The organism is Polaribacter sp. IC073, assembly GCF_007997075.1.
GTDB lineage: Bacteria > Bacteroidota > Bacteroidia > Flavobacteriales > Flavobacteriaceae > Polaribacter.
In genome coordinates this window covers 84,814-101,655 of record NZ_VORS01000001.1, presented here as the reverse complement: position 1 = coordinate 101,655, position 16,842 = coordinate 84,814, and the positions used below count along the sequence as shown (strand labels likewise).

The following is a 16,842-nucleotide window of genomic DNA, read 5'->3' as shown; positions in this document are numbered from 1 at the left end:
TTTAATTTTTAGGGGAATGCATTAGGGTGCAAACTAAATGATTTATGATATGGTAAAAATATACTTAAATAAAGTACTTGTCAATCCCTGAAAACAGTATATTTTTAGTATCCCTGAATTCAGGGACGCCTATCCCTGAATTCAGGGATAGGCGCGTTAAAAATTGAAGCTATACCTGCGCTTATCTTTTTATTTTTATTGACATAATTTTTATCTTTTTACAAAATTATTTCACAACGGTTTTTATGTATCGTCAATTTGAATACTATAAGACCAGTTTTAATGCATTTATATAAATTGTTTTAGTTATTGGTTTTTCTATTTTAACAGTTTGTTCTAACGCATTTGTAATTTTAAATGTGTTATTCGCATCTGTTGTTAATAAAGCACACCTTTTTTTTCTAGATTCGTTATAAATACTTGTCAATTCTTAAAAATAGTATGTTTTTGCTTTACGGAAAACCGTGAGTATAATGTAAAAACCCCAAGCATGGCTTGAGGTTTTTTTAAAGGGTACTAAAATTAAATAATTTATAAGTTTAAATTATTTTACTGTTTAATGAATTTTTTGACAACAGATTTCTGTCCATCCGTTATTTCTAACATGTAAATACCTGTTCTAATAGTACTAACGTCTATAGGTTGCTTTGTTAAAACACCACTTTTTAAGGTTTGTCCTAATAGGTTTGTAATTGCAAAATTTACTTCTCTAGCATCATTTAAGTGAATGTTTAAAACAGTTCCTTTTACAGGATTAGGGTATACTGTAAAATCGAATGCTTTACTTTCATTTCCTAACTCATCACCAGAAGTAGTGTTGTTAAACGTGGTGTAATTTGCTGTAGCGTTTGTAATATTTACGGTGTAATCTTCTACTTCTCCATCAGAAAATGTTTCACAAGCTGCTTGTGCGCTGTCGTATTTCATTGAAACACGCATTCTTGTTTGACCAGTATTTGCAGAAGAAGGAATGGAAATAGTTGCAGTTAAATTAGCCGCACTAGAAGAAGAGCCAGAAGTAACTTTCTCGCTTTCTTCAAAAGTTCCGTTTTGATTAAAATCGATCCAAACGGCCCAATGTTCAGTATAAGCTGTGCTTGCAAAACCTGCACTAATTACTAGTTGGTTGTTGCTTCCTTTAGATACCGTTGCCGTTTTTGAAGTAAAATCTCCATATCCAGCATCTGCTGCAGTTGAATTTGTCATTCCTCCAAAACTCACATAATCGATCCATTCATACGTTACTCTGTTTCCTTTAGAAGAACAATATATAAGTGCATTCCCTAATGTTGTAAATGAGACACTATTACTTGAGTTAGATATGTTTGCTGCTGCATCTTTCGCTTTTACAGTATATGAATATGGTGTATTTGCTGTTAAGCCAGTAATGTTAGCAGAAGTTGCTGTCACGGTTCCAATACTTGTTCCGTTACTAAATATCTCATATTCTGTTACTCCTACGTTATCTGTAGACGCAGACCAAGATAATGTAGCTGTAGTTTGGGTAATAGCGGAAGCGGATACATTTGTAGGTGCGGTTGGTGCTGTTGTATCTGCATTACTTCCGGTAATATTTACAGTATAATCTTCTGTTTCACCATAATTATAGGCTCCACAAGCAGAAGGTACCGCATTGTATTGCATTACTACACGCATTCTTGTTGCTCCTGTAATTGCTGATGTTGGCACCGTGAATGAACCGCTTACAGGTTTCGTCTTAGAAGCTGTTTTTGTCCAAACGGTTTCTCCATTATCTGTAAAATCACCATCATTATTATAATCAATAAATACAGCATAACCTTCGTTGTATGCAGTTCCCGACCAAGTTGGAGTAATTGTAATTGTTGAAGAACCTCCTTTTGTTAAACTTGTAGATTGAGAGGTGTAATCTGCATATCCGCTTGATGAAGCTCCACTTGTATTATTTATACCTCCAAGAACTACTTTGCTAATGTATTCATCTGCAACACTATTTCCGTTTGAAGCACAATAATTAAGTTGAACATCTGAAGTTGTAAAACTAACAGTACCAGAATATGCTGAGGTAGAATTATTAGGGCATTTGCTTCTTACTTGTACTTGATAAGAAGTTTGAGCAGACAATCCTGATAAAGAAACCGAAGTCCCTGCAACAGCAGAAGTTGCCCAAGTTGAAGTCCCTGTTTTACGGTATCTAAAATCGTAAGAAGTTCCAGTAACAGCATTCCAAGAAATAGTTGCAGTTGAAGTTTTAGATTCATCAATAGTAAGATTAGAAGGAGTTGTTGCGTTACAAATAACAGGAGTTCCTGTTAAACCAGTTACAATTAATGAATAATTTTGACTTCCGCCAGTTAAAGAACCTTTGTGAGTTACGCTAATTGTGTAAGTTCCCGAAGCATTGGCAACATCAACTCTTTCGTAAGGGTCTACATTATTATCACCTTTGCCATTTGTTGTAACTCCTGTTAACCTCCATGGTCTGTAAGTGGTTCCGTTTTTAGAAACTCTAATATCTAAATCATTTACTAAAACAGGGGTACTTGAATTTGTTGTTGTAGTTGCAGTTCCTGCTCTATCCGTCCAAGAAATAGAAGCCATTAAACTATTAATTCCATCAGCAGCTACAGTAATTTGATAGGTTTGTCCGCTACTTAAAACTAATTCTTCAATTTTAGATTCAGTACCATTTTGAGTAATTGCTACGGCAGCTCTTTTCGCATTCATTAATCCCCAACCAAAAACAGCATCTGGTCCATTAGAGCCCGCATCATCTGCAGTATGTAAAGCAATTCCTTTTAAAGTAGCAGCTTTTATAAAAGAGCCCCTAACATTATTAGCGTGTTGTTGTAAAATTAATAATGTACCCGCAACGTTTGGCGATGCCATAGAAGTCCCTGTTATACTATTATAAGCTGTATTACTAGAGGAATAAGTAGAGTATACACCTGTTCCGTTTCCTGTAATGTCTGGTTTAATACGGTAATCATCCGTAGGACCTTCACTACTTGAAGAATTGATGCTTACAGAAAGTAAGTTTCCGTTTGTATCTATGTTTGCATCATTTGCATTTGCAACCACCATTCCGTTTTTTGCGGTAGCATGACCAGATAATTTGTCATAAGAAGCGTTTCCACCTAAAGGTGATGCGTTTGCCGAGTTGTCATTACCATCATTTCCTGCTGCAACTACCATTAAATAATTTGGTGCATTAAACATAACTTGATCCCAATCTCTAGAATCTGTAATGTATCCTCCAAAATAATAAGCAGGGAGTTGTGGTTCTCCTTGTTGATTTCTTGTAGCAAAACCATAAGAATGATTCGAAACTAACATTCCGTTAGAAGCTGCATTTATCGCTTCGGAAGTATCATTATTCCAATCATAACCAACAGCATTTCCATGAGGAGCCATTCCCTTTGCGTTTGCAACAACACCAGAAGCAATAATTGTTCCTGTTACATGCGCAGAATGGTAGTTTAAGGTTGTGGTGCCGTCACCAATAGAAAATCTATTTGTACCACCAGCACCATCATATTCTTGATGAGATGCTCTTGCTAGTCCACCATCCCAAACGTGTGCAGTCATATTTTGCCCCATAAGATTTAGGCCTAAAGAACCACCATTATTTAAATGATTTGTTCTTGTAGATTTTGCAGCATCCACATTAAATGTGGTAAAGTAAATTGGTTTTCCGTTTACTATCTTTTGAATTTCTAATAGTTGACCGCTCTTGTTGGTAAATCTAGTTTTCCATCCTTTACTTTTTGCAATTGTCATTGCATTTTGTTTTTCTAAAGAAGCTTTTTGTTTAAAATCGTTTTTTAACGTAGTAAGTTTTTCTTGATTGTACTTACTGCTAATTTTTGTTAATTCTTCTTGCTTTTGTGCATGCATATTAAAAGCAGAAATCATAAAGACTCCAATTGTAAGAAGTTTACTAATGTACCGTTTTTTCATCTTTGTAAATAGTTTTAAGAGTAGTGATTAATTGAATTAGTGATATCGTTTTTAGTAAAAGTCTAAACGACAAGACTTGTTTTTTTTTTTTTGAATAGCGTAGCAACGTGTTTTAAATGACGAATGAATTCTCTACAAAAGGATTATTGATGGTAATAAACGTTGCCGAATTGTTAGTCATCTTTGTAAGTTTAACTAAACGGTCATGAGATAATTTAATAAGCCAAGCTTTTGTTGTTGATAGAAGTTTATAGTGTTTTTTGTCATGTAGCGTGTGTTTTTAAAAATGGGATTTTGTTTAAAAGTTTAAATTATATTACTGATATTGGTGTTAAGTAGTTAAAATATCTTAATATTTTATTAATAACTCATCAAATGTATTAAATTATTAAACTTAATTCAATCCCTGAATTCAGTGTTTTTTTTCTATCCCTGAATTCAGGGGTGGTTATCCCTGAATTCAGGGATAGGGATTTTAGAATACAAAGCTATACGTGGTTTTGCTACATGTTTTGAAAAAGCATTTTTTCACTTTCTTAATTGTTGTAATTGAATGCTCTTTTTTAAAATCTTCTTAAAACATCTTTTTACTTTGACTTTTCTGATATTTTTTTAAAATCTTTTTAATAATAGTATATTGCACCCTTTAATTTTGATAAAAGAAAATATGAAAATAATTGTACCAATGGCAGGAATTGGTTCTCGTTTGAGACCACATACGTTAACAGTTCCGAAGCCTTTAACTATAATTGCAGGAAAATCGATAGTACAAAGATTAGTAGAAGATATTTCGTCTGTAATAGATGAAAAAATAGAGGAGATTGCTTTTATAATTGGGCCAGCCAAAAAAGGATTTCCTGCAAATACAGAAGATAATTTATTAAAAATAGCGAAAGAATTAGGTGCTAAAGGTACTGTTTACGTTCAAGAAGAAGCTTTAGGTACAGCGCATGCACTATACTGTGCTAAAGATTCTTTAAGTGGACCTTGTGTGGTTGCGTATGCAGATACTTTGTTTAAAGCAGACTTTAAATTAGATGCAAATGCAGATGGGGCCATTTGGGTAAAACAAGTAGAAGATCCTAGTGCTTTTGGAGTTGTAAAATTAGAAGATGGTTTTATTACAGATTTTATAGAAAAGCCAAAGAATTTTGTTTCAGATTTAGCAATCATCGGAATTTATTACTTTAAAGACGGAGACAAAGTAAGAAACGAAATTCAGTATTTAATTGATAATGATTTAAGAGAGAATAACGAATATCAATTAACGAATGTTTTAGAAACATTAAAAAGAGATGGCGCTAAATTTATTCCAGGAACGGTAAGTACTTGGATGGATTGTGGTAAAAAAGACCCAACAGTAGATACCAATAAGCAAGTTTTAGAATTTGAACAGAACGCAGGTAATAATTTAGTTTCTAAAGACGTTGTATTAGAGAATTCAGAAATTATTCAACCTTGTTTTGTAGGGAAGAATGTAGTTTTGAAAAACACAAAAATAGGACCTTATGTTTCTATAGGAGAAAATAGTCTTGTAGAAAACACAACAATTACAAACTCTTTAATACAGACAAATGTGGTGATTTCCAATGCAAAATTAGACAATGCAATGATAGGAAATCATGCGAAGTTTAATGGTGATTTTACCTCAGTTAGTATTGGAGATTATACAGAACTAACTTAATGAATCTTAGAATAAAAAAGACAATATATAGAAAAGAGAGACCGTTAGATTATTTTAAGGCGTCTCTTTTTTCTTTGCTCTTTTTTCTGATTTCTTTAAACTGTTTTACGCAAGATAGTATTCCTGCAGCAGTAGATTTTACAGAAGAAAAGGAGTTAGAGTTTCAACAGTTTTTCTTTAAAGCGTTGTCTGAGAAATCTATTGGAAATTACCAAAAAGCAATAGAAAACTTAGAGAGTTGCAACCAGATATTACCAAACAACTTAACTGTTTTTTTTGAATTTTCTAAAAACTATTTAGAACTAAATAATACGCTTTTAGCAAAAGAATACATACAGCGAGCCATCGAAAAAGATGTTGATAATGTTTGGATGCAGAAACACTTGGTAAAAGTTTTTGTAAAAGAAAATAACTTATCTGAAGCAATAAAAGTCCAACAGAAAGTTGTTGCTTTAGACTTAAAAGAAAGAACGTATTTAGCAAAACTATATTTAAGAAATAGAGATTATAAAAGTGCTTTACAAGTAATGAATACTTTACAGGAGGAGAATGTATTATCTGCCAATCTTAAAAGAGTAAAAGATAGTTTAGAAGAGAGAAAAAATACAGTAGAAAAAACAACAGAAGTTGTAGAAGATGTTTTTAAGAAGTTTGAAACCAATAAATCTTATACTACACTAAAAGAAATTTTAGAGGCTACTGCAGACAAACCAGCATTGCTTTTAAAATATAGTACAGAAGGTATTTCTCTGTTTCCTGCGCAACCTTTTGTATATTTAATGAACGGAAAAGCATTAAATGCTAAGAAAGAATATAAAAAAGCTTTAGAAACTTTAAAAAACGGTATTGATTTTGTTGTTGAAGAGGCAATGGAAGTCGATTTTTACAATGAAATGGCTATTTCTTATAAAGGTTTGGGAAATAAATCCGAAGAAAAAAAGTACAGAGAAAAGTCTAAAAACGGAAAGAAATAAAATGCGATATTTAAAGTATTTGGTAGTGTTAACAATTGTTTTTGCTTCTTGTAAAACAAAAAAATATGTAATAGGTTCTAATGTAGAAGCAACAGAAATGTCTGCGAAAAAAGTAGTAAGAAAACATCTTGCTGCTAAATTTGATAAAGAAACTGTAGATGCTAAGTTGAAGGCAAATTTTAACGATGGAATAATTAATCAAAGTATTTCTGTCTATCTAAGAATGCAGAAAGACGAAGTAATTTGGCTAAAAGGAAAGAAGTTTATCAATGTTTTTAAGGCTAAAATAACGCCAGAAAAAGTCAGTTTTTATTCCCCTTTAGAAAAAACATATTTTGAAGGAGATTTTTCGATGTTAGAAAAATTATTAGGCACAGAAATTAATTTTCAGCAATTGCAGCATTTATTTTTAGGTGAAGCAATTTTAGACGTTAAAAAAGAAAAGCAAGATGTATCAATTGTAAATAATTCATATGTTTTATCTCCGCAAGTACAAGCAAATTTGTTCGATGCTTTTTTTGCTGTGAATTCTGGGCATTTTAAATTAGACAATCAATCTATTGTAAACACTCTAAAAGGGCAGCGTTTAGAGATTCAATACCCTTCTTACAAACTGGTAGAAGACGAGGTGTATCCGCAAGAAATAAACATCAAAGCAACACAAGGAAATAAATTAATAACGATTGATTTTACATTAAAATCTGTTGAATTTAATACAGAAATAAATACTTCTTTTACAATTCCGAAAGGATATAAACGCATTCATATATAGTGATAAAAGCTCGATTTTACATTCCATTTTTAGTTTTACTTTTTACTTGTTTGTCTACTTTTGGTCAAACAAAAAGAGCGCTAGAGCAACAACGAAAAAAATTAAAAAAAGAAATTGCTCAAGTAAATAGTTTGCTGTTTAAAGAACAAAAAAAAGAGCGCAATGTTCTTGAAGATCTAAAAGATCTGAATCAGAAAATAGACGTTAGATTAAGATTGATACGTACTATTAATGCGGAAGCAAGATTGTTGTCTAGAGAAATTTCTAAAAACAAGAAAGAAATTACAAAATTAGAAAAAGAACTTTCGGCTTTAAAAGCAGATTACGCAAGTATGATTTTAAAATCTTACAAGAGTAAATCGCAACAGAGTAGAATGATGTTTTTGTTGTCTTCTCAGAATTTTCATCAAGCATATAAGCGTTTAGAATATATGAAACAATATACTTCTTTTAGAAAAAAACAAGGAGAAGAAATTGGTGTTCAAACAGATTGGGTAAAAAAAATGAACGATTCTTTAATGTATCAAAAACAGGTAAAAGACACGTTGATTCTTTCTGAAAAAGATCAAAAGGAAAAGATAGAGATTGATAAAAATAATAAGGTAAAGTTAATTTCTACAATTAAAAAGAAGGAAAGAAAGTACAAGAGAGAAATTCAGAATAAAATAGATGCAGAAAGAAGAGTTGCTGAAAAAATAGATAAAATTATTAGAGATGAAATTGCAAAAGCAAACAGAAAAGCAAATGCAAATGTTAAAAATAAACCTAAAGTTACTGTAAAGAATGAGTTTGTTTTAAGTCCGGCAGCAAAAGCTTTAGCAGCAAAATTTGAACTTAATAAAGGAAAATTACCATGGCCTGTAGAAGAAGGATTAATAACGAGAAGGTTTGGCAAACAATCGCATCCTACTTTTCCGGGAATTACAATTAATAGTACGGGTTTGCACATGGTAACCAGAAAAGGTAAAAGTGCATCTGCTATTTTTAACGGAAGAATATTAAATATTCTAGTTACATCCGAAGGTAAAAAGAACGTTTTAATTCAGCATGGAAATTATATTACTTCCTATAATAATTTAGATAAACTCTATGTTCAGAAAGGAGATAATGTGAAAACGGGACAGAAAATTGGACAGATATTTACAGATAAAGTTTCAGGAAAAACGACATTAATTTTCGTCTTGTATAAGAATACAACAAAGCTAAATCCTTCTTCTTGGATTTTGAAGAGATAGCTTTTTACTGTAAATAATGATGTTTGGTTTAATGTGTTTCGTCTTAAAAGGATCAAAAAATAAATAATCTGTCTATTCATATAATTATTTATCTTTGATACAAATCAACATGAATCTATGGATAAAATTATTTTACTGCAGCACGATACCATAGGTACTATTTATAATGAAAAATTGCTACCTCTTTTTTTTAACAGGATTAGAGTGCACCATGAAGCAATTTTAAAGATAGAAGAACTTCAAAAAAAACTTATTGAAAAAAACTTCGAGAAAGAAGATAAAAACTCAGTAGTCAATGCGTTAAATATTTATAAGAACGAATTAGAAATTATTGTTTCTGGTTATTTTTCTTCATTAAAATTAGAGGAAGAAATGCTGTTTGATGCCTATTATACATCACTAAATACACATTTAGAAACCTTAGATAGTACTCTAAAACGTACGCAAGATAAAGAACGTTTTTTTAGTTTAGACACAGATTCTAAAATGCTAAGGTTTAGAAAAACGATGAAGCGTTCATTGTTTAATTTATCAAAAATTCCTTTAAAGATTGGTAATGTTTTTAGAAAAACAAAAAAGGAAGTTACCTTTTGGCAGCAAGAAGTACCTTTTAAAAATGCGACTGAATATTACTTTAAAAGTGAATTCACCAATAATTTAGGGGGAGTTGTAGCTGCTGTATACAGTGAGATCTCAGAAATTACCCATAAATATTTGTTAATAGATAAGGGAATTAATGATGCTATTGAATATTTTTTATCAAACGATGTAGCGTTAATTTTTTCTGAGGAGTTACTTTCTAATGCAAGCGCAGTACCTTCTTTGAAAACAAGAATTGAAAACCATAGATTAACTATTCTAGATGTTTATGAAGCTACTGTTTTAAAATATACGAACGCATTGTACAAAGCTGATACGATAGAGCTATCTGCGGGCTTTTTTAATGATCAAAAAATTACCAAGCATCAAAAAAGTAGTTTAGAAAAAAGTCAAAAAGAGGAAGTGCTTTGGCAAAATACTTTTAGTGTTATTAAAAGTGATTGGGAATTAGACATCGAAATATTTCAGATTATTTTTAAAGTGATGACTATCTATCGAGAGCTTGAAAATTCAATTAACAAGCGAACGGCTATAGTTACAAAGGAGTTAGCGGGTATTAAGAAGTATATAAATGATGTAAAAGCTAGTCTTACAGATGCAGAGACCAATATAGCAATTAAAAACAGTATTGTTAATGAGTTGAAAAATTCAAATACAAGCTTCAAGAAAATTATTGAAGCAACCATAACACGCATTACTAGTCTAGACTTTCCTTTACAAATTAATCAATTTGAAGAAAGCGCGTTGCGTATTTTAAAAACACTTTCTACAAAAAGAGCAATTAGTACAGATAATGATTATTCGTCTAAAACACCAACATCATCTATCAATTATATATCACCTTATGAACTGGTAACTTACCAGAGTTGGCCAAGTCTAGCGGATAAAATTAATCAAGCGAAATTAGAACTAAATGTAAAAGTTACCACATTTATAGATGATATTAATGCGTTAGTGCAAGTAAGTGAGTTTAATTTAGAATCTGCATTATCACTTTTTGAAAATATTTCTAAAGAAAATACGCCTAAAAAAGTAGCGCTAGAAGGTTTAGAAAGAAGTGAAGATAAAATAGAAGACTTAAAAAATACGTTGACAAATGTAAATATTGCGAATGGTAAATTGTTATTACCAGGCATAGATAAATTTAATAAAAGTATTTTAGCTTTAACAGAGACCGAAAATATTCTAGAAATTAGGCTTACGATAGCCAAAGCAAAATCTATTGAAAAAAGCAAATTATTTAAGAAAAAGGTCATAAATAATGTTCAAAACTTTATACCAATTGCACTCCTTTTTCTAAAAACAAAGTATACAAAATCTGTAGCTTCTGTAAAAAACATATTGCTTCGAAGTGGTTTGTATAAGGAAACTACGGAAGTAAATGGCGATCTATCAGAGTTTTTAAAACAGGCAGAAAAAGCGTTAGATGAGTTGCCTTATGTGTATCAACGTTTATTTCGTTCGGAGACTTTACAGAATGAAGCGTTGTTTATTGGAAGAAGTGAAGCTGTAGAAACGCTACATACTGCTTATGATACTTTTAATAAGAACCAATATGCAGCTACCGTTATTGTTGGAGAACGCGGATCGGGTAAAACATCATTAATTCATTATTTTCTAAATAAAAATAAGCAGATTACCAATACAATTTTTTTATCATCAAGTGTTAATATCAGCGAACCGAATGAGTTTATTAGTTTCTTAAATAGTTCTTTTGATAAAGATTTGAATAGTATTGAAGAGTGGATTGCATATTTTAATAGCGGAAAAAAAAGAACCATTATTTTAGAAGACATTCAATATTTATATTTTAGAAAAGTAGGTGGTTTTAATGTATTGCATCTACTTTCTAGTTTAATTGCTGCTACAAAAAATACTGTTTTCTGGATTGTTACATCGGCTAAGTATGCATTTCAATATTTAGATAAATCGATACAATTATCAGAGGTTTTTGCATTCACAATTGAAATGAATCAAATAGATAAAGAAAATATAAAAGAAGCTTTAATAAAACGTCATAAAATTAGTGGCTATAATTTGCATTTTGAAAAGCCACCAATAGCCTATTTATCTAAAAAGTTTTTAAAATCAACAGAAGAGGTTCAGCAAGAAATTTTAAAAGAAGAATTTTTTAGTGATATTAATAAAATTGCACAAAGCAACTTTAGAATTGCATTTATGTACTGGATTCGCTCAACAGTAATGGTTTCTGGGAGTACCATTTACATGCGCTCTTTAAAAAGCATAGACACTTCATTTTTAAATAAAATACCGCCAGCGAAACTATTATTATTGAATAGTATTTTATTACAAGAAAGATTAACAATGAGTGATATTATAGAGCTTTCTAGTCTCGGTGCACAACAAACTCGAAACATAGTAAATGCTTTGTATGAAAAGGGATTGTTGACAATGGAGAATGGAGAGTTTTACACGATTAATATATTTTTATACCGCCAAATAACTTCTTTGTTGAAGAGTAAAAATGCGATACATTAAGCTTTATAACATGAAAAAAATAGTATTTATATTTCTTCTTCTTTTGGCCAATTTAATAGTTGCAAAAGAAAGTAAAACTTCATTTTTAGAACTCTCTTTGCTAAAAATACAGCAAGCAGATACTATAAAAACACAGCAAGTAGATACCATAAAGGTTAAAACCTCGGAAATTAAAGAGCTTGTAAAAGTAGAAGCTAAAAAAGAAGTTAAGGCAGAAGTACAGGCAACTAAAAATAAAATAGTTAAAGATTTAACGCCACCACCAATTTGGGATTTGTTTTCACCTGGAAAAATTATTTGGGCATTAATTTTTATGGTTGTTGGGTATTTGGTCATCCGATTTATCGTTTCATTATTAGAAAAATATGCAGAAAAATTCACAAATCAACGTATTACAATTAAAGGAATTGTTCCAATAATTAAAATATTTGGTTGGATATTTATTTTCATTATAATAATTGTGGGTATTTTTCAACCACCAGCCGCAACAATACTTGCCGTTTCTGCGTCTTTAGGCATTGCAGTGGGTTTCGCTTCGCAAGATATTATTAAAAATATTTTTGGGGGCGTAATTATTTTATTGGATAGACCTTTTATGGTTGGCGATAAAATTGAAGTAGGAAGCCATTACGGCGAAGTCGTAGAAATTGGTTTGCGTTCTATACGAATTGTTACCGCAGATGATTCTTTGGTAAGTATACCAAACGGAGAGTTGATGAATAAATCTGTTTCAAACTCTAATACAGGGGAAGCCAATTGCCAAGTAGTCGCAGAAATTTACTTACCAATTACTGTAGACACAAAGCGTGTGCGACAATTAGCAAATGAATCTGCACAGGTTTCTAAATATATTTATTTAAATAAACCAATTTACGTGTTGTTTTTTAATGAAGTAAAAGAAGGACGTTCTTATTTAAAAATGCGTTTGAAAGCCTATGTGGTAGATATTCGCTACGAATTTGCTTTTAAAAGTGATATGACAGAAATTGTAATAAAACAACTTTTAGAGCAAAAGATAATCGATCCTAAAGACCTAAGATAATTTGTAGGTTGTTTAAAAAAGATAAAACTTTCCTGAAATAGTATTTGCGTTAAAATCAAATTTGATACCACTCTAAAGTGCTATGGTTAATAATTAATTTTGTATCAGAATTTAGAAGTCATCTAAATTTGTATTAATTAAAATTTTATTAAAAATGGAAAACTTAAAAAGAAAGATTGTTGCAATTTTAGCAACTAATGGATTTGAAGAAAGTGAATTAAGAGAACCAAAAAAAGCCTTGGAGGACGCAGGTGCAGAAGTGCACATTGTATCTTTAGAGACTGGAGAAATAAAATCTTGGAATGATGGCAATTGGGGTAAAACATATAAAGTTGATAAGACTTTAGATGAAGTATCTCAAAAAGATTATAATGCATTGATGTTACCAGGTGGTGTTATAAATCCAGATTTATTACGTAATAATAGTAAGGCAGTGAGTTTTGTGAAATCTTTCTTTGAGAACCACAAACCGGTTGGTGCTATTTGTCACGGCCCTTGGTTATTGGCAGAAGCAGCTGTTTTAAAAGGGAGAAATGTAACTTCATATAGTTCAATTAAAACAGACCTTATAAATGCTGGGGCAAATTGGAGTGATGAAGAGGTAGTTGTAGATCAAGGTTTGGTTACTAGTAGAAATCCTGATGATTTACCTGCGTTTAACGCTAAGTTAGTAGAAGAGATTTATGAAGGTAAACACAACGGTCAAACAGCCTAGTTTCGTATTAAAATAAGATTTCTAGATGAGATAGGTACTATAACAAAGAAGCGCAAATTTTAATTTGCGCTTCTTTGTTATGTATAGAAATGTACAACGATTTTAGTAGGGAAAATATTCTGTAATAGAAGCGTGAACCTTAAGTTTATAATCGCGTTGGTTGTGGAGAATATTTTATGTTTTTCTGAAGAATAATTGCATTAGGTAATGTAACTAATTCTTTTTCAGGAGTTTTTAGTGTAATAAAAAATGCTCCAATATCTCTAATTTCTCCAGTAACAGGGTTTTCTTTGTCTAAAATGGTAATAGTATCTCCTATTTTTACAGGGTAATTTACGTAAAGTATAATACCTGCTGTAATGTTAGAGAGAATAGACCATTGTGCAAAAAAGGCAATCCCTAGAATGGTTAAAAAAGAAGAGATGTAAATTAATAATTGTTCTTCATCAACACCCCAAATAAAAGAAATTACAACAACTATAGTTATGTAAATAAGAATTGTAATAATTTTATTGGTTACCAAAATTCTTGAATTTTGAAATCCGAATTTTGTTTGAATCTTACGAAGCGATTTTGTAATAAATAAACGAATAAAAAAAGCAATCACAAAAACGATAAGAGATTCTATGATTTTAAAATGATTTAAAAATTCCATTAGTATAACTTTTAATTAAACAAAGCTTTTAAAGCTGTAGCTTCATTTGGTTTTAGTTTTCCTGCCAAGACCAAACTTAATTGTTTACGTCTAAGAGCACCCTCAAAACGCTCTTTCTCTAAATCTGTTTCTGGTTCTAATTGTGGTATTTGAACAGGTTTGCCCGTTTCGTCTACAGCAACAAAAGTATAAATTCCTTCATTTACTTTTGTTCTGTGTCTAGATTGTCTGTCTTCAATCCAAACATCTACATAGATCTCCATAGAAGAGTTGAACGCTCTAGAAACTTTTGCTTCTACGGTAACTACACTACCAACGGGTACAGACTTATTAAACGCAACATGATTTACAGAAGCGGTAACTACAATTCTTCTAGAATGTCTTCTTGCGGCAATACTACAAGCCCTATCCATTCTAGCTAATAATTCTCCGCCAAAAAGATTGTCTAAATAGTTCGTTTCTCCTGGTAAAACTAAATCTGTTAAAATTGTTAAAGATTCTTTAGGTGTTTTTGCGTCCATCAAAAAATAAATTTTGTGCAAAGATACATAATCACTTATTTAAAAGTGATGAAAAAATGGAAAGTAAAGTGAAATTATTGGTCAGTTTTAACAAGCAACCAAGCGTCTTTTGATACCGTTCTTTTAATCTTGTTTAAGCTGTTGATTGCGTCGTTTTTATCAGTATAACTATTAAAGGTGACTTGCGTTAATCCCCATTTATTTACGCCAATAATTTTAGCATCATAACCTTCAGAAATTAATTCTTTTACTTTTTTATCTGCATTTTCTGCAATTTGAAAAGCACCAGCAACTACATGGTAAGGTTTTAAAACTTCTTTAACAACGTTTAACTCTAAAGTTGGTAATGGATTGGAGATAACAAACGTAGCAGATTGTATCTTTTTTTCTAAAGCGATTTGCTGAATAGCAAGCACTTCTTTTTGTTGATTTTGTTCATAACCACTGTAACCAGCAACGCCTAATGTTAATAAGATTGCAGCAGTTGCAGCATATTTTATAAATGCAGAAGCTCCTTTTTTATCTGTAGCATTAACAACAGGTATTAAAGGTTTTACTGCTTGTCTGTATCTTTCTATAGAAGAAGATTCTACAGGAGTTAAACCAAAAGAAGCAGTTAAAAAATTGACTTCTTTTCTAGGTTCAAAAATAATTTGTTGATTTTCATTTAATGAAATAGCACCTAAGTTCTCTAGTTGAATGGCATTTTTTTGCAATTCATTTCGCCATTTTACTACAGACAAAGAGATAGCCGTAGCAGCCTTTTCGAAAGAAATTTGCTCTGTTGAAGCAATGTAATTAGCTAACAAACCATCATTATGTGTTAGATGACTATTAAACGCAATTTGTTTTGTTGGCGGATAAAATGTGTGTGTGTCACTATTTAATTTTGCACCAATTCTATTGGTTACAAATCCTCCAAAGTCAGGAACAATTACGCAATCGTATCTGTATAATAAATCGTTTATGTAGTTGGCTAAATTCATAGAAACAAATATATAATTTTTGGGGTCTCTTAAAGGAAAGTTCTGTGAAATTTATTAACAAATTTTTTATATATTGGGTGTCAAATTGTTAACTATTGAAAGAAGAAAAACTACTCGCTATTTTAAGATTGCAGAAAAGTAAAGCTGTGGGAGATATTTTGGCGAAGAAACTCATTGTAAATGTGGGAGATGTCACACAGATATTTAAAGAGAAAAGAGCAGCTTTATCAAAAATAAACGGAATAGGAAATCATGTTTTAAAACACCTTTTCGATGCCGAAAACATCAAATTAGCAGCACAAGAGTTAAAATACATACAAGAAAATAACATTGCCTACTCCTATTTTTTAGAAGACGATTATCCAACCAATTTACAACATTGTATAGACAGTCCTATTTTATTATTTAAAGACGGAAATATTGATTTTTCTAATCAAAAAATCATTTCTATAGTTGGTACGCGAAATATGAGTTCTTACGGTCGCGATTTTTGCAATAAATTAGTTGCAGATTTAGCAGCATACAATCCTATAATAGTTAGTGGTTTTGCTTACGGTGTAGATATTTGTGCTCACAAAGCAGCTATAAAAAATAAGCTACAAACTATAGCTGTTTTAGCGCATGGTTTAGAAGAAATTTATCCGAAGGTTCATAAGAAATATATTAATGAAGTGAATGAAAACGGAGGTTTCTTAACGGAGTTTTGGCACAAGGAAACACCTTTAAGAGAAAATTTTTTAAAACGGAATAGAATCGTTGCGGGAATTTCTAAAGCTACAATTATCATAGAATCTGCAGTAAAAGGAGGTTCGTTAGTAACCGCAGATATTGCAAATTCATATGATAAAGATGTGTTTGCTGTACCGGGTAGAACTACAGATTTGTATAGTAAAGGCTGTAATAATCTTATTAAAAATAATAGAGCATTTTTGCTAAATTCTGCAGAGGAAATTGTAAAAATGCTGAATTGGGATTTAAATGAAAAACCAAAAATAATTCAGAAACAATTATTTTTAGAATTGAATGAAAATGAGCAGAAAATTTATGATTTATTGCATGAGAAAGGGCAGCAAGTCTTAGACGTAATTTCTATAGAATGTAACATTCCTGTTTATCAATTATCGGCTATTTTGCTACAGATGGAATTAAAAGGAATCTCAAAACCTTTACCAGGAAAGATGTTTGAATTGGTGTAAATAGTCTTATTTTTGAGAAAAATC

General features: G+C 31.1%; 12 protein-coding genes. 8 read left to right on the top strand and 4 right to left on the bottom strand.

Going from position 1 to position 16,842, the window contains the following annotated elements; genetic code table 11:
- Positions 1-549: 549 nt before the first annotated feature.
- Positions 550-3,939 (bottom strand): GEVED domain-containing protein, encoded by a 3,390-nt coding sequence (locus ES045_RS00415; protein ID WP_147110684.1) that lies wholly within the window; start codon positions 3,937-3,939, stop codon positions 550-552.
- A gap of 667 nt (positions 3,940-4,606) precedes the next feature.
- On the opposite strand from ES045_RS00415, the gene ES045_RS00410 reads away from it, so the two are divergent.
- The 7 genes from ES045_RS00410 to ES045_RS00380 all read left to right on the top strand — a co-directional run bounded on the left by ES045_RS00410 (position 4,607) and on the right by ES045_RS00380 (position 13,460).
- Entirely contained in the window at positions 4,607-5,623 is a 1,017-nt protein-coding gene (locus ES045_RS00410; RefSeq protein WP_147110681.1) for a sugar nucleotidyltransferase, read from the top strand.
- A complete protein-coding gene (locus ES045_RS00405; protein ID WP_147110678.1) occupies positions 5,623-6,597 on the top strand; it encodes a tetratricopeptide repeat protein in 975 nt (324 codons plus the stop codon). Before ES045_RS00410 ends, ES045_RS00405 begins: the two co-directional genes overlap by 1 nt.
- Positions 6,512-7,369: a DUF4292 domain-containing protein gene (locus ES045_RS00400; protein WP_223267144.1), complete on the top strand. Its 858-nt coding sequence runs from the start codon at positions 6,512-6,514 to the stop codon at positions 7,367-7,369. The genes ES045_RS00405 and ES045_RS00400 overlap by 86 nt, the downstream gene beginning before the upstream one ends.
- Complete coding sequence (locus ES045_RS00395; RefSeq protein ID WP_223267143.1) at positions 7,369-8,604, top strand: murein hydrolase activator EnvC family protein; 1,236 nt, start codon at positions 7,369-7,371, stop codon at positions 8,602-8,604. Before ES045_RS00400 ends, ES045_RS00395 begins: the two co-directional genes overlap by 1 nt.
- A 117-nt stretch (positions 8,605-8,721) precedes the next feature.
- Entirely contained in the window at positions 8,722-11,703 is a 2,982-nt protein-coding gene (locus ES045_RS00390) for an ATP-binding protein (protein ID WP_147110675.1), read from the top strand.
- A 10-nt stretch (positions 11,704-11,713) separates the two neighbouring features.
- The gene (locus ES045_RS00385; RefSeq protein WP_147110672.1) at positions 11,714-12,745 is read left to right on the top strand and encodes a mechanosensitive ion channel family protein; all 1,032 of its coding nucleotides are present in this window, start codon (positions 11,714-11,716) and stop codon (positions 12,743-12,745) included.
- Between the two features lie 154 nt (positions 12,746-12,899).
- Positions 12,900-13,460 carry a type 1 glutamine amidotransferase domain-containing protein gene (locus tag ES045_RS00380; RefSeq protein ID WP_147110669.1) on the top strand — a complete coding sequence of 187 codons (561 nt, stop codon included), beginning with the start codon at positions 12,900-12,902 and terminating at the stop codon, positions 13,458-13,460.
- 145 nt (positions 13,461-13,605) lie between these two features.
- On the opposite strand, the gene ES045_RS00375 is transcribed toward ES045_RS00380, so the two are convergent.
- The 3 genes from ES045_RS00375 to ES045_RS00365 form a co-directional block, all read right to left on the bottom strand.
- Positions 13,606-14,115 carry a mechanosensitive ion channel domain-containing protein gene (locus ES045_RS00375; RefSeq protein WP_147110666.1) on the bottom strand — a complete coding sequence of 170 codons (510 nt, stop codon included), beginning with the start codon at positions 14,113-14,115 and terminating at the stop codon, positions 13,606-13,608.
- An 11-nt stretch (positions 14,116-14,126) separates the two neighbouring features.
- Positions 14,127-14,636, bottom strand: coding sequence for an acyl-CoA thioesterase (locus ES045_RS00370; RefSeq protein WP_147110663.1), 510 nt, complete (start codon positions 14,634-14,636; stop codon positions 14,127-14,129).
- Positions 14,637-14,710: 74 nt separating this feature from the next.
- Positions 14,711-15,622, bottom strand: coding sequence for an SPOR domain-containing protein (locus ES045_RS00365; protein WP_147110660.1), 912 nt, complete (start codon positions 15,620-15,622; stop codon positions 14,711-14,713).
- A 95-nt stretch (positions 15,623-15,717) separates the two neighbouring features.
- Here ES045_RS00365 and dprA point away from each other — a divergent pair, with 95 nt between their 5' ends.
- Positions 15,718-16,818 carry a DNA-processing protein DprA gene (gene dprA, locus ES045_RS00360; RefSeq protein WP_147110657.1) on the top strand — a complete coding sequence of 367 codons (1,101 nt, stop codon included), beginning with the start codon at positions 15,718-15,720 and terminating at the stop codon, positions 16,816-16,818.
- The last annotated feature ends 24 nt before the right edge of the window (positions 16,819-16,842 follow it).

Excerpts from the sequence above, each read along its gene's own strand:
- ES045_RS00380 (WP_147110669.1), top strand. The coding sequence starts at position 12,900 with ATGGAAAACTTAAAAAGAAAGATTGTTGCAATTTTAGCAACTAATGGA.
- ES045_RS00365 (WP_147110660.1), bottom strand. The coding sequence starts at position 15,622 with ATGAATTTAGCCAACTACATAAACGATTTATTATACAGATACGATTGC.
- ES045_RS00410 (WP_147110681.1), top strand. The coding sequence starts at position 4,607 with ATGAAAATAATTGTACCAATGGCAGGAATTGGTTCTCGTTTGAGACCA.
- ES045_RS00390 (WP_147110675.1), top strand. The coding sequence starts at position 8,722 with ATGGATAAAATTATTTTACTGCAGCACGATACCATAGGTACTATTTAT.
- ES045_RS00405 (WP_147110678.1), top strand. The coding sequence starts at position 5,623 with ATGAATCTTAGAATAAAAAAGACAATATATAGAAAAGAGAGACCGTTA.
- ES045_RS00400 (WP_223267144.1), top strand. The coding sequence starts at position 6,512 with ATGAAATGGCTATTTCTTATAAAGGTTTGGGAAATAAATCCGAAGAAA.
- ES045_RS00415 (WP_147110684.1), bottom strand. The coding sequence starts at position 3,939 with ATGAAAAAACGGTACATTAGTAAACTTCTTACAATTGGAGTCTTTATG.
- ES045_RS00370 (WP_147110663.1), bottom strand. The coding sequence starts at position 14,636 with ATGGACGCAAAAACACCTAAAGAATCTTTAACAATTTTAACAGATTTA.
- ES045_RS00375 (WP_147110666.1), bottom strand. The coding sequence starts at position 14,115 with ATGGAATTTTTAAATCATTTTAAAATCATAGAATCTCTTATCGTTTTT.
- ES045_RS00385 (WP_147110672.1), top strand. The coding sequence starts at position 11,714 with ATGAAAAAAATAGTATTTATATTTCTTCTTCTTTTGGCCAATTTAATA.